The sequence below is a fragment of the Sporosarcina luteola genome (genome assembly GCF_007991495.1).
GTDB classification, from domain to species: domain Bacteria; phylum Bacillota; class Bacilli; order Bacillales_A; family Planococcaceae; genus Sporosarcina; species Sporosarcina luteola.
This window is the reverse complement of sequence record NZ_BJYL01000004.1, coordinates 95776-109224: the sequence shown is the minus strand read 5'-3', so window position 1 is coordinate 109224 and position 13449 is coordinate 95776. Positions and strand designations below refer to the sequence as shown.

Below are 13449 nucleotides of genomic sequence, written 5' to 3'. Positions count from 1 at the left end.
AACCAGTGGTTAAGAAAGATAAAGAAATGACCGGTAAACAAAAAGCGGCTCTCCTGCTCATTTCACTCGGTCCGGAAGTTTCGGCGGCTGTCTACAAGCATTTGACTGAAGAGGAGATCGAACGCTTAACGCTTGAGATTTCCGGCGTGAAAAAGGTCGAATCTGTCGTCAAAGAAGAAATCATAGAAGAGTTTCATAATATCGCGCTAGCTCAAGACTATATTTCGCAAGGCGGAATCGGCTATGCCAAGACAGTCCTTGAAAAAGCGTTGGGAAAAGAACATGCACAAGCTATCATTAATCGGCTCACTTCGTCTTTACAAGTCCGCCCATTTGATTTTGCTAGAAGGGCAGACCCGGGACAAATATTGAATTTTATTCAAAATGAACATCCCCAGACAATTGCGCTTATACTGTCCTACTTGGAGGCCGAACAGGCGGGGATGATTCTCTCCTCGCTTCCGCAAGAAATGCAGGCGGATATCGCAAGAAGAATAGCGACAATGGATTCAACTTCACCTGAAGTCATTAGTGAAATTGAAGCCGTGTTGGAAAGAAAACTGTCTTCCACGGTTACGCAGGATTTCACAGAGACTGGTGGAGTTGACGCGGTTGTCCAAGTATTGAACGGTGTAGACAGAGCTACTGAAAAAACGATCTTGGATGCACTAGAAATCCAAGATCCGGAACTTGCCGAAGAGATACGGAAAAGGATGTTCGTATTCGAAGATATCGTCACATTGGATAACCGATCCATTCAACGGATTGTCCGTGAATGTGAGAATGAAGACCTCGTATTGTCGATGAAAGTGTCGAGTGAAGAGGTTAGAGAAATCCTATTCAAAAACATGTCGCAACGTATGGCGGAATCATTCCAAGAAGAGATGGAAGTGATGGGACCAGTTCGATTGAGAGATGTGGAAGAAGCGCAGGCAAGAATAGTTTCCATTATACGGAGATTAGAAGACTCCGGTGAAATCATCATAGCCCGCGGCGGAGGGGATGACGTCATTGTCTAACATTTTTCGTTCGTCTCGTACGATTTCCGAAGAAGGAAAAGTGAAGGAAATCACCATTCGTAACATGAATATGCCAACGAATGATGGAAAAGAGGAAGTTCTTACGAAAGAAATTCTTTTCCAAGAGCGCGATAGAATGCTTATGGATGCCAGGAAATTAATTGAAATCGAAAAGGCCAACTTGGAGCAGATGAGACAAACGACGCTTGAAGATATAGAAGCAATGCAAACAGCTTGGGCAGAAGAAAAAACAGTTTTGCAACAACAGGCATACGATGAAGGCTTTCAAGTAGGTTTTGAAGAGGGAAGAAATAAAGCACTCTCTGAAATGCAAAGCGCTGTAAAAACAGCGAACGACATGACTTTACAATCCCATGAGAATGCCTTGAAACATTTGGAAAACCAAGAGAGGGTCATTTTGGACATTGCGCTGGGCGCTGCTGAACGGATTATTGGCAAGTCGCTGAACGAAAGTGAAGATGTATACTTGTCAATCGTCAAAAGAGGCTTGAAAGAAGCACGCGAAATGAAAGAAATAAAATTATATGTATCCCTTGATCATTATGAAATTATTTCAGCTAATCGTGCAGAGCTTGCAGCAATTTTTCCACCAGATGTTCCTTTCCTTATTTTTGCAAATGATGACTTTGACGTCAATGACTGCATCATCGAAACAAATCATGGGCGGATTGTCGTAAGTGTCGATGAACAATTAAATGAGTTGAAAGAGAAGTTGGTTGAATTGATGGAAAGTGGTGACTGACGATGAAGAGGGCGGAAGAACTGCTGGAAGTCATACCGAAAATGAATACATTCAGGAAATTTGGTCGGGTCGTTCGGGTTGTCGGCCTAATGATTGAATCACAAGGACCCGAAAGCTCGGTAGGGGACGTTTGTCATATCCATTTGAACAATGGAGGTCAATCCGGCTCAACCATTTTGGCGGAAGTAGTGGGTTTCAGAGAAGAAATCGTCATTCTTATGCCTTATACGAACATTACCGACATATCCAGTGGGTGCCTAGTTGAATGTACTGGAAAGCCGTTGGAAGTGAAAGTTGGCATGAATCTGATCGGGAAGGTGCTTGATTCATTGGGCCATCCGATTGATGACAGCCCTTTGCCAAAAGGTCTATCTACTGTAAGAACCGAGCAAAATCCCCCGAATGTTTTGACGCGAAAGCCTATCGACGAAAAGCTGGCAGTTGGTGTTAAAGCAATCGATGGAATGCTTACCGTCGGAAGTGGGCAAAGAGTAGGGATCTTTGCTGGATCGGGTGTTGGAAAAAGTACTTTACTAGGAATGATCGCAAGAAATACGACAGCTGATCTAAATGTAATTGGACTTATTGGTGAACGTGGCCGTGAAGTCCTTGAGTTTATTAAACGGGATCTTGGACCTGAAGGGTTAAGTCGGACAATCGTAGTTGCGGCAACTTCAGATCAGCCTGCCCTCATGCGGATCAAAGGAGCTTTCACAGCGACAGCCATCGCTGAATATTTCCGAGATAAAGGTATGAACGTCATGTTAATGATGGATTCCGTTACACGTGTTGCGATGGCTCAAAGAGAAATAGGTCTGGCAGTAGGAGAACCGCCGGCAACCCGCGGCTATACTCCATCTGTTTTCTCGATACTACCTAGATTGCTAGAGCGGACCGGAACAAATGAAGTTGGTGCCATCACAGCGTTTTATACGGTGTTGGTCGACGGCGATGATATGAATGAACCGATTGCAGATGCCGTCAGGGGAATCTTGGACGGACATATCGTCCTTGATAGAACACTTGCGAACAAAGGGCAATACCCCGCCATCAATGTATTAAAAAGCGTCAGCCGTCTCATGAACCATATTGCGAGTCCGGAACATGTTAAAGCGGCTGAGAAACTTCGAGAAATGTATTATACGTACAACAAATCAGAAGATCTCATCAATATCGGTGCTTATAAGCGGGGTACGTCCAGGGAAATCGACGAAGCAATCGAATTCGAACCTCATATTACAAATTTTTTAAAACAAAGTTATAAAGGAAATGTAAGTATGGACGATACTATTGAAGAGTTGATTTCGCTTGCTCCGGGAGGTGACGTGCGATGAAACCGTATCAATATAGATTTGAAAAAGTTCTCACATACCGAGAACAAGAAAAGACAGAAACTGAAATTGAATACAAAAAAGCGGTCGATTCTTTCGAAACGGTGGCAACAGAGCTATATGATTTATTGAAAAAGAAAGAAGAAGTGACGGCCGAACAGCAGGAAAAAATGAAAAAGGGCTTTTACGTTAACGACATACATCAGTATGGTCGCTTTATGGAAAGCTTGGAAAAACGGATTGATTCCTTGCAGCAAGCCGTCATTAAAGCACGCTCGAAAATGAATTGGTTTGAAGAAAAATTGCTAGAGAAGACGATAGAAGTGAAGAAGTTTGAAAAAATGAAGGAAAAAGATCAAGAACATTATCGTATAGAAATGGAACAAGCGGAAGCAAGTCTTATGGATGAGCTGACAACTTCAAAGTTCCATAGAAAAGAAACAGGGTGGTAAAGTGGCGAAAAACCCAAAAGTAGATAGGAATACGGAAGAAAAAAAGGGCTTTCGCTTTTTTCGGGATATCTTGCTATGGACACTTATTCCGCTGCTGTTCACGACGATGGTGTTGTTAATAATAGCGTATGTGGCTGATGTAAATGTTTTTGATAAAGCGAAAGAATGGACAAACTCACTTCCTTTTATTACGGATGAGCAGGAAAAGGGGGAAGTCACGGACGATTTGGTCATCGAGGAACGCGTAGTCGAATTGCAAGCCGAGATTCAGGAGAAAGAGGCCCAATTATACAAGCTTCAAGATGATTTGACGAAGTCTGAGGAAGAAAAGAAGACACTTTTGGATGAACAAAATAGCCTATTAGCAGAAATAGAAGCATTGAAATTGGAAAAAGAAGATTATAAAAGGGATATGAAAGAAATCATTTCAACCTTTGAAAAGATGTCCGCGAAATCCGCAGCGCCTGTCATTACAAAAATGAGTGATGCTGAGGCTATCCAAATATTGGCGAGTTTAAAGCCCGAAGTGCTAGCTCCCATTCTTGAAAAAATGTCTGCGGAAGATGCCGCAAAATATACAAGTCTTTTGACGAAATAACTCGAAGTAGGGAGTATAATAGACTATGAAGGGAGGTGAAGAAGTGAATATTGGAGCATTGCAGTCGATAATAGGAATGGGTACTCAAACCCCGCTAGGAAATGCACAACAAAGTCAGGCAACATCTCAGTCATTCGGAACAGTATTTGCGGGGATCACTGCATCAGCGCCTGTTGTTGAATTACCGAACACCGATACCAGTATTGAAATTCCAAATGAATTGATACAGCTGTTATACAATGCACGAACACCTGAAGAGCTGGAGCAAGCAATTCAAGCTATTCCAGGTAATGAAGAAATTGAATTGTCAAAGGATTTGAGTGTGACAGGGCCTATGGGAAGTTTGGAGGATCTGTCGATGTCATTATCAATAAATCCTGAGAAACTGCTAGAAACGATTAAAAAATTGCTAGGACAAGCTGGCAAGGTTGAAGAGGAAATAGCGGATATAAGTATGGCAACTGATGTATGGACATTATTGACGATGATCGATGATGTCGGCATGAAATTCTTTGAAAAGCTGAACGAATCCCTTGCTGCGCCTAAAACTGAAGAAGTACATTTACTGACATTCTTAAAAGCAGTAAAAATGGCTGCTTCAAAATCTGATATGGTTGTATCCATGGAACAAAAAGCAACCAGTTTTCAAAGCATGTTGACTGGTGCTGCCGAACAATTTGATCAGAAGGTTCTTGTTTCTGCTAAACAGGATATTCCGCAATTCATTCCACAAAAAACGAATTTCAGAATCGTCTTGGATGCTCAATCATCAACAAATGATAATAGCACTGGGCAAAAACAAGCTGAAACAGCGACTAATCTTATATCAAACGCTGCAAATCCAAGTATAACGGCCGTGAAATCAGATTTTACAATAAGTCAGGCGGAAACAACCCCGGCTAACCGAAGCGAAACGCTAATGAATGAGTTGCAAGCATTATTCAAACGATCCAATTTCGGCCAAGTAGGTGGTTCAAATCGAATGCTCATAAAATTGTATCCAGAGCATTTAGGGCAAGTTCGTATTGAGTTGCATGAGTCGAATGGTGTTATGACAGCAAGGATATTGGCATCCACATCACTTGCAAAAGGAATGCTTGAGAGCCAGTTGCATCAGTTAAAACATGCCTTCAACCAGCAAAATCTTCAAGTGGAACGCATTGATATCACACAATCCATCCAGGAATCATCAAGGAATGAACGTGAGCAGTCTTTCAATGAGCAATATAAACGAGAGCAACAGGAAAATAAGCAGGAAAAAGGAAGATTATCCGAGGATGACATCTCCTTCGATGAATACTTAATTGAATTGGAGGTATAGCAAGATGATAGAAGGACAAAAAGCGATTACGGAATCGATGTATCTAATCAATAAGCAGCGAGATCAACGTCAGACCGGTCCAGATACGATGGGCAAGGACGCTTTCATGAAAATCTTGATTGCGCAGCTACAAAACCAAGATCCAACAAATCCGATGAAAGACAATGAATTCATTGCCCAAATGGCTCAATTTTCTTCTCTGGAGCAAACGATGAACTTGGCAAGCGCTTTTGAGAAATTCGCAGAAGCTCAAAACCAATCCCAACTGATTCAATACAATCAATTCGTCGGCAAAAATGTCAAATGGCATGAAATATCCGATAAGAAAGACGAAGCTGGAAAACCGATTGTCAATGAAGGGACAGGCATTATCCAATCTGCAAAATTTGTTGATGGATCAGTAGTCTTTACAATGGCAGACGGCAAAGAATTGACACCGGGTAACATATCTGAGGTCCTAAACGGCTCAAGCAACACGAACAGCCTTGTAGAAGCAAGTCTTCTCATCGGTAAAACGGTAGGCTTCATGGACGGTGAAGAAGAGAGGTCAGGGACAGTCGTTTCCGTATCCAATAAGGAAGGGAAACTGCAATATATTTTAGACGACGGAACAAGACTAGACGGAGATTCATTCACATCCATCAGTCAACAAAGTTAAAGGAGCGATCGTATGGATAAAGTAAACATCCATCGCGTTCCATCGCAGCCACTCATACGCCAAGGACAATCATTGAAAACGCCTCAGAGTGGACCCAAACAGTCGTTTATCGAACAACTTAACAAGGCCATCCAGCCACAAGAGTTGAAAATTAGCAAGCACGCAAACGATCGACTGCAAGAACGGAATATCCATATTTCAGATTCGGAATGGGCGCACATCACAGACAAGGTGAATGAAGCAAAAGTGAAGGGAATCAAAGAATCGCTTGTACTGATGGATCAAGCAGCACTGATCATCAGCGCAAAAAATTCTACAGTCATTACAGCGATGGATCGCAAGGAAGCGAAAGATCAACTATTCACAAACATCGACGGCACAATCATACTCAGCTAATTTTGGCGGGACCTCAGAAAGAGGATGCCAACGTACTGCCGACTGACAGAGGCAGCTACACTCACAATCCGAGAGGGGAAAAATCAAATGTTAAGATCAATGTACTCAGGAATCTCAGGTTTGAAAAACTTCCAAACGAAATTGGATGTTATTGGTAATAATATTGCGAACGTGAATACTTATGGGTTTAAAAAAGGGCGCACGATTTTTAAAGATCTGATTTCACAAACTGTGGCTGGTGCTTCTGGACCAAGTGATACACGTGGTGGGGTGAACCCAAGACAAGTTGGATTGGGCGCACAATTAGCTGCAATTGACACAATTCATACTGGTGGATCAACACAGTTTACAGGTAATACGTTAGATCTCGCCATTTCTGGAGATGGTTTCTTTCAAGTAATGGACGGCAATGAAGCTATGTATACTCGCGCTGGGAATTTTTATATGGATAGAAATGGAGACTTGGTTGATAGCGACGGTAGATATATTCAAGGTATTGGTGTTAAAGAGCAAGCTAAAGCAGCAGTAGAAGCTGATCCAAATGCGACTCCACCTGTAGTTGCTGCACCTGCTGAACCACTGGTTTTCAATGAAACTGTTGGTAAACTCAATATCCCTATTACAGCTTCTTCTATGTCAATAGGACAGGATGGAACTGTTTATTATGTAGATTTGCCGGAAGGAGCTGCTGAGAAAATTAAAACAGCTGAGGAAACATTTAAAACAGCTGAGGATACTTATAACGCTCTTACTAACCCTTCAGATGCTCAGAAAAAAGCCTATGAAGATGCAAAAGCGGCTTTAGCTAAAGTGATGGATGATAATAAAGCTACCCTCCAAGTTGCCGGTAAAATTCAAATCACTAAGTTTTCTAATCCTGGCGGTCTTGAAAAAACTGGTGGCAATTTATTCCGTACATCGGCGAACTCTGGTGAACCTGAAAATGGTTTTGCACTTGATCAAGGTTTTGGTGCTATCGAATCTGGCTTCCTAGAAATGTCCAACGTCGACTTATCCGAGGAATTCACCGAAATGATCGTAGCACAACGTGGTTTCCAAGCAAACACACGTATCATCACAACATCCGACGAAATTCTTCAAGAACTCGTCAACTTGAAACGATAAGAATATAAATAAGTTTTAATGATAAAGGAGGGTCGGGCCGGCTCTTTAGCCCGGCCCCTTACATATGATCAAAGTTACACGTCTTAACGGCGCAACGTTCACACTGAACGCGCTGTACATAGAAAAAGTCGAATCGTTTCCTGATACGACGATCACGTTAACGACAGGTTCTAAATATGTCGTCCTTGATCCAGCGGAAGTCATCCAAAAACGCATCATTGATTTCTATCAGAAGGTTCAGCTACTATCGAATCCGCATATCCGAGGTGAAGAAGATGAAGAATAAAGCACTGACAATTACTCTGATCATAGTCGTTTGTCTTACGCTTGTTGGAATTATAGGTCTTATATTAGCTTTACAATTAAAAGGAGACGTTGGTGCCAAGGAGCCGAACATTGATGAAATTATTGAAGCATCCGTTGACGTCCCTGAAATTACGACAAATCTATCAGGTAACAAATTTATCCGTATTTCCTTGAAAATCCAAACGGATAATAAAAAAGCAGCTGAAGAACTAGCTAAACGTGATTTCCAAGTGAATAATCTCGTTATACAGGAGCTTTCTGAAATGACTGTGAAAGATCTGGAAGGAAAAGTTGGTAAGAAGGCGTTTGAAGACTCGATTAAATCACAGTTGGATCCCCTGATGCAAGAGGGTGAGATTGAAAAAGTATATATCGTTTCTTATATCATTCAATAATGAAAGTACCTATACAATACGGGGAGGTGCCTTATGCCGGGAGATATTTTATCACAACATGAAATTGATGCTCTGTTATCTGCATTATCGACAGGTGAAATGTCAGCAGAAGAGATGAAGAAGGAAGACGAAACCCGGAAGGTCAAGGTATATGATTTTAAACGAGCCCTCCGTTTTTCAAAAGACCAGATTCGAAGTTTAACAAGAATCCATGAAAACTTTGCAAGATTACTAACGACTTACTTCTCCGCGCAATTGCGCACATACGTCCAGATAAATGTTGCTTCGGTTGATCAAATCCCTTTTGAGGAATTTCTCCGATCCATTCCGAATATGACATTGCTTAATATTTTTGAAGTTCCTCCACTTGAAGGAAATATCATCATGGAAGTCAATCCGAATGTTGCTTACTCCATGCTTGATCGATTGATGGGCGGCGTTGGTGATGGACCTGGAAAAGTGGACAATATGACTGAAATTGAAACAAAAATATTAACGAATCTATTTGAACGATCTTTCGATAATTTACGTGAAGCATGGTCAGGAATTATTGAGATTGATCCGTTTTTATCTGAAGTGGAAGTCAATCCGCAATTTTTGCAAATGATTTCTCCGAATGAAACAGTTGTCGTCATTTCATTCAATATCGTCATTGGTGAATCAAGCGGAATGATTAATATTTGTATTCCCCATGTTGTTCTTGAACCGATAGTACCTAATTTGTCTGTACGGTATTGGATGCAGACAAATAAGAAAGAACCGACTCCTGAACAAAGCGTTATTTTGGAAAAACGTTTGAAAAAAGCGACTTTGCCAATTACTACTGAACTTGGACATGGTGCAATGTCTATTGAGGATTTCCTATATCTTCAAGTAGGTGATGTCATATCCCTAGATAGGAAAATCGACGACCCATTGCTAGTCAAAGTGGGAGATATACCGAAATTCACGGCCCAGCCAGGTCATTTGCGTAATAGAATGGCTGTACAAATTATTGATATTTTGAACGGAGGGGATGAAGATGATGAGTGATAATGTTCTATCTCAGGAAGAAATCGAAGCGTTGCTACGTGGAGAGCCGATTCAATCGGAAACAGCTGAGACGCCGTCCTCTGATAACAAGGAATTTGAGAATGAATTAAGTGAAATGGAGAAGGACGCTTTAGGTGAAGTCGGTAATATTTCATTCGGCAGCTCTGCAACAGCCCTCTCTTCATTACTTGGCCAGAAAGTAGAAATAACAACGCCATCAATCACTGTAGTTGATCAAAGCACGCTTGAGACAGAATTCATACATCCGTATGTTGCAATTCAAGTCGAATATACAGAAGGTTTGAATGGAACGAACTTACTCGTTATCAAACAAAGTGACGCGGCAATTATTGCCGATCTAATGCTTGGCGGCGATGGCTTAACGCCAAATGAAGAATTGAATGAAATCCATCTAAGTGCTGTACAGGAAGCGATGAATCAAATGATGGGTTCCGCAGCGACTTCCATGTCTACCGTGTTCAACAAGAAAGTCGATATTTCCCCTCCGTCCATTAATTTAATGGATATTCAGAGTGATGAGGGCGTTGAACAGCTTCCAGATGAACCAATGATCAAAGTTTCTTTTGAACTAAAGGTCGGAGAATTGATTGACTCCAATATTATGCAGCTATTCCCTTTGGATTTTGGTAAAAACTTAGTTGCATCGCTTATGGGAATGGGTGCAGAAGAGGAAGCGGCTGTAACAATGGAAGCTCCTGCACCAGTCAAACCAACACCGACCGCTCCCGAGCTGCAGGAGTATGCAACGCAAGATCCGCTAGGTTTTGGTAGTGATCAGACAGCTTCACAAAATACCGGACAAACGTATTATGAATCTCAGGTACAGCAAGCGCCTCCAAGGCAGCAACAACCACCGGTACATGTGCAACAAGCTCAGTTTGCAAGCTTTGAAAGTCCATCTCTCAATCAAGCAGAGTCCAATAACCTTAATATGTTATTGGATATTCCCCTGCAAGTAACAGTTGAACTGGGGCGGACAAAAAGATCAGTAAAAGAAATCCTTGAAATGTCCAGTGGTTCCATCATAGAATTGGATAAGTTGGCGGGTGAACCGGTCGATATTCTAGTCAATAATCGACATATTGCCAAAGGTGAAGTGGTTGTCATCGATGAGAACTTTGGTGTGCGGATTACAGATATTTTAAGCCAGACAGAAAGATTAAATAATTTAAGATAGAACTTGGGAGGTCAAGAGAATGGGTAATCGTATTTTAATAGTGGACGACGCAGCTTTCATGCGAATGATGATCAAGGATATTTTGACAAAGAACAACTTTGAGGTTGTCGGGGAAGCCGCTGACGGCGCTCAAGCTGTGGAAAAGTATATTGAATTAAAACCGGATCTTGTAACAATGGATATTACAATGCCTGAAATGGATGGAATTGCAGCATTGAAAGCAATTAAAGAAAAGGATCCTTCAGCTACAATCATTATGTGTTCTGCGATGGGACAACAAGCAATGGTTATTGACGCAATTCAGGCTGGAGCAAAGGATTTCATTGTAAAGCCGTTCCAAGCTGACCGCGTTGTTGAAGCAATCCAAAAAGCTTTAGGTTGAGTTATGAAGTTATCAGTCAATCTAAAGTATTCCTTGCCTGTCTTACTAGCGGTCTTTCTATTTGGTGTATTTCCAATGGAAATTTATGCGGATAATGATGGTTCGAATAAATCAGTAATTGATTGGATTGAACCAGGTAACGACAGTGACTCAACTGATACAAATGTGATCGAAGAAGACAAACCAGCTGCCGACCGCTCGCAAGACGGGGCAGCTGTCGGTTTGTCATGGTGGGATTATGTAAAAACTATTTTTGCGCTCTTATTTGTTGTTGGGCTTCTATTTGCTTTGTTGAAGTTCATTAACAGAAAGAATCGTATGTTTGATCAGCACCGGCTTATGAAAAACATTGGTGGCCTTTCTCTCGGACAACATAAATCAATTCAATTAGTTGTTATCGGGGAATCCTATTACCTTATCGGCGTAGGTGAAGAAGTGAGGTTGTTGAAAGAAATAACGGATCCAGAAGAAATACAAAACCTGGAAAGTTATTTCGAAGATGATGAACTTCAATCACCGCCCGGGATAGTGAATAAAGTACTAACGATGTTACCAACTAAGAAAGGGACTACTTCAAATGATAGTGATGATCAATCTTCGGATTTTGGGAAAATCTTCACTTCCAGACTCGATGAATTAAAAGCTGAACGGAAAAAACATTTGAACAGATTGGAAGAAAAGGAGAGCAGAAACGATGAATGATTTTGTCCAGTTTTTTTCGGATAGTGACCCGTCCAACGTGTCGACATCCATCAAGATGCTGCTACTTCTCACCGTTCTTTCGCTAGCGCCCGCAATACTTATTCTGATGACTTCGTTCGCCAGGATCGTTATTGTTCTTTCTTTCGTCAGAACTGCCCTTGCAACCCAACAGATGCCGCCGAACCAAGTCATTGTTGGTCTTGCCCTATTTCTCACGTTCTTTATAATGGCCCCAACATTTCAACAGGTGAATGAAGAGGCGTTGACACCGTTATTTGCTGAAGAAATATCACTTGAAGAGGCGTACGATCAGGCAAGCATCCCATTCAAGGAATTCATGAGTAAACATACACGGCAAAAGGATCTTGAACTATTTTTACGTTATAACAAGGCAGATAGACCTGAAACATTGGAAGAAATCCCATTGACAATGTTAGTTCCTGCCTTTGCATTAAGTGAAATGAAGACAGCTTTCCAGATGGGTTTCATGATATTCATTCCGTTTCTTGTGATCGATATGATTGTTGCAAGTGTCCTCATGTCAATGGGGATGATGATGTTGCCGCCCGTCATGATTTCATTACCATTTAAAATATTGCTGTTCGTCCTTGTAGATGGATGGTACCTCATCATTAAATCGTTATTGCAAAGCTTTTAGCGGCTTATAACTGATATAACCCTATTGGCACTGGCATTTTACAATATAGGAGTGGTTTTGAATGACAGGCGAATTGGTCATAGCGATAGCTGAACGCGCGATATGGGTCATCTTGTTAGCCTCCGGTCCGCTTTTGATCGTAGCATTAGCGACAGGTTTGATAGTTAGTATTTTTCAGGCTACAACACAGATCCAAGAACAAACGCTGGCGTTTGTACCGAAAATTGTTGCTGTCCTCGTCGCAATCGTCTTTTTTGGACCGTGGATGTTATCAAAAGTCACCGCGTTTGCGGCAGATATCTTCGATAACCTTACCCGGTATATAGGGTGAATGTATGGAAGATCTGATACCTTCGTTAGCTGTTTATTTATTAATTTTGACAAGGGTGACCGCATTTATCATTACGGTTCCGTTGTTCTCTTACAGAGCAATTCCTGCCACTCAAAGGATCATTTTTGCTGCATTATTATCTTGGATGATGGTTTATACGATTGATGCACCCACTCTTGAAATTGATGGTACATATTTGCTCCTTGTTATCAAGGAGGCTACGACTGGCCTGTTTATTGGGATAATCGCCTATATTATCATGTCAGCGATACAAATCGCAGGTGGATTTATTGATTTTCAGATGGGTTTTGCCATTGCGAATGTAATCGATCCGCAAACAGGAGCGCAATCACCATTACTCGGACAATTTTTCAATGTGCTCGCTATGTTGCTTTTGTTGACGTTAAACGCCCATCATATGTTGCTGGATGGAATATTTTACAGCTATTCGTTTATACCGATTGATCTGTTATGGCCTCATTTTGGTGAAGAAAGGCTTATCGAATTTGTCACAAGAACATTTACAATGACATTCGCGATTGCTTTTCAAATGTCAATTCCTATCGTCGCCACTCTTTTTTTAGTCGATTTGGCGCTTGGAATAACGGCGAGAACGGTCCCGCAATTAAATATTTTCGTTGTTGGGTTTCCGATAAAGATCGGTGTCAGTTTTCTCGTACTCGTAACGATGTTCACTGTATTGATTGCGATGATGCGTAAATTATTTGAAGTGATGATTACCGCGATGAGGGATTTGATGCTCATCTTGGGAGGCGGGTAAT

18 protein-coding genes are annotated in these 13449 nt (G+C 41.5%); all 18 read left to right on the top strand.

The genetic code is table 11. The features are described from left to right. The first annotated feature begins 5 nt into the window (after positions 1 to 5). Positions 6 to 1019 carry a flagellar motor switch protein FliG gene (gene fliG, locus SLU01_RS01700; RefSeq protein ID WP_147054677.1) on the top strand — a complete coding sequence of 338 codons (1014 nt, stop codon included), beginning with the start codon at positions 6 to 8 and terminating at the stop codon, positions 1017 to 1019. Then, entirely contained in the window at positions 1003 to 1782 is a 780-nt protein-coding gene (fliH, locus tag SLU01_RS01695; protein ID WP_174842599.1) for a flagellar assembly protein FliH, read from the top strand. The genes fliG and fliH overlap by 17 nt, the downstream gene beginning before the upstream one ends. 2 nt (positions 1783 to 1784) lie before the next feature. After that, positions 1785 to 3116: a flagellar protein export ATPase FliI gene (gene fliI / locus SLU01_RS01690; RefSeq protein ID WP_147054673.1), complete on the top strand. Its 1332-nt coding sequence runs from the start codon at positions 1785 to 1787 to the stop codon at positions 3114 to 3116. After that, positions 3113 to 3565: a flagellar export protein FliJ gene (fliJ, locus tag SLU01_RS01685; protein ID WP_147054671.1), complete on the top strand. Its 453-nt coding sequence runs from the start codon at positions 3113 to 3115 to the stop codon at positions 3563 to 3565. Before fliI ends, fliJ begins: the two co-directional genes overlap by 4 nt. Before the next feature lies 1 nt (position 3566). Further along, positions 3567 to 4163, top strand: a complete 597-nt coding sequence (locus SLU01_RS01680) for a MotE family protein (RefSeq protein ID WP_170232547.1) — start codon at positions 3567 to 3569, stop codon at positions 4161 to 4163. 25 nt (positions 4164 to 4188) lie between these two features. Beyond that, a complete protein-coding gene (locus tag SLU01_RS01675) occupies positions 4189 to 5484 on the top strand; it encodes a flagellar hook-length control protein FliK (protein ID WP_147054667.1) in 1296 nt (431 codons plus the stop codon). 4 nt (positions 5485 to 5488) lie between these two features. Next, the gene (gene flgD / locus SLU01_RS01670; RefSeq protein ID WP_147054665.1) at positions 5489 to 6142 is read left to right on the top strand and encodes a flagellar hook assembly protein FlgD; all 654 of its coding nucleotides are present in this window, start codon (positions 5489 to 5491) and stop codon (positions 6140 to 6142) included. Positions 6143 to 6154: 12 nt separating this feature from the next. Beyond that, the gene (locus SLU01_RS01665) at positions 6155 to 6538 is read left to right on the top strand and encodes a TIGR02530 family flagellar biosynthesis protein (RefSeq protein ID WP_147054663.1); all 384 of its coding nucleotides are present in this window, start codon (positions 6155 to 6157) and stop codon (positions 6536 to 6538) included. An 87-nt stretch (positions 6539 to 6625) separates the two neighbouring features. Continuing rightward, positions 6626 to 7663: a flagellar hook-basal body complex protein gene (locus SLU01_RS01660; protein WP_147054661.1), complete on the top strand. Its 1038-nt coding sequence runs from the start codon at positions 6626 to 6628 to the stop codon at positions 7661 to 7663. A gap of 64 nt (positions 7664 to 7727) precedes the next feature. Next, entirely contained in the window at positions 7728 to 7949 is a 222-nt protein-coding gene (locus tag SLU01_RS01655; RefSeq protein WP_147054659.1) for a flagellar FlbD family protein, read from the top strand. Further along, positions 7939 to 8364, top strand: coding sequence for a flagellar basal body-associated protein FliL (gene fliL, locus SLU01_RS01650; protein ID WP_147054657.1), 426 nt, complete (start codon positions 7939 to 7941; stop codon positions 8362 to 8364). The genes SLU01_RS01655 and fliL overlap by 11 nt, the downstream gene beginning before the upstream one ends. 33 nt (positions 8365 to 8397) lie before the next feature. Next, complete coding sequence (gene fliM, locus SLU01_RS01645) at positions 8398 to 9396, top strand: flagellar motor switch protein FliM (RefSeq protein ID WP_147054655.1); 999 nt, start codon at positions 8398 to 8400, stop codon at positions 9394 to 9396. Next, positions 9389 to 10594 carry a flagellar motor switch phosphatase FliY gene (gene fliY, locus SLU01_RS01640; protein ID WP_147054909.1) on the top strand — a complete coding sequence of 402 codons (1206 nt, stop codon included), beginning with the start codon at positions 9389 to 9391 and terminating at the stop codon, positions 10592 to 10594. The genes fliM and fliY overlap by 8 nt, the downstream gene beginning before the upstream one ends. A gap of 19 nt (positions 10595 to 10613) precedes the next feature. After that, positions 10614 to 10976, top strand: coding sequence for a response regulator (locus tag SLU01_RS01635; protein ID WP_147054653.1), 363 nt, complete (start codon positions 10614 to 10616; stop codon positions 10974 to 10976). Between the two features lie 75 nt (positions 10977 to 11051). Next, a complete protein-coding gene (locus SLU01_RS01630; protein ID WP_170232546.1) occupies positions 11052 to 11678 on the top strand; it encodes a flagellar biosynthetic protein FliO in 627 nt (208 codons plus the stop codon). Further along, positions 11671 to 12336, top strand: a complete 666-nt coding sequence (gene fliP, locus SLU01_RS01625) for a flagellar type III secretion system pore protein FliP (RefSeq protein ID WP_147054649.1) — start codon at positions 11671 to 11673, stop codon at positions 12334 to 12336. The genes SLU01_RS01630 and fliP overlap by 8 nt, the downstream gene beginning before the upstream one ends. A gap of 61 nt (positions 12337 to 12397) precedes the next feature. Further along, entirely contained in the window at positions 12398 to 12667 is a 270-nt protein-coding gene (gene fliQ, locus SLU01_RS01620; RefSeq protein ID WP_147054647.1) for a flagellar biosynthesis protein FliQ, read from the top strand. Between the two features lie 4 nt (positions 12668 to 12671). Continuing rightward, the gene (gene fliR, locus SLU01_RS01615) at positions 12672 to 13448 is read left to right on the top strand and encodes a flagellar biosynthetic protein FliR (RefSeq protein ID WP_147054646.1); all 777 of its coding nucleotides are present in this window, start codon (positions 12672 to 12674) and stop codon (positions 13446 to 13448) included. Position 13449: the final 1 nt, after the last annotated feature.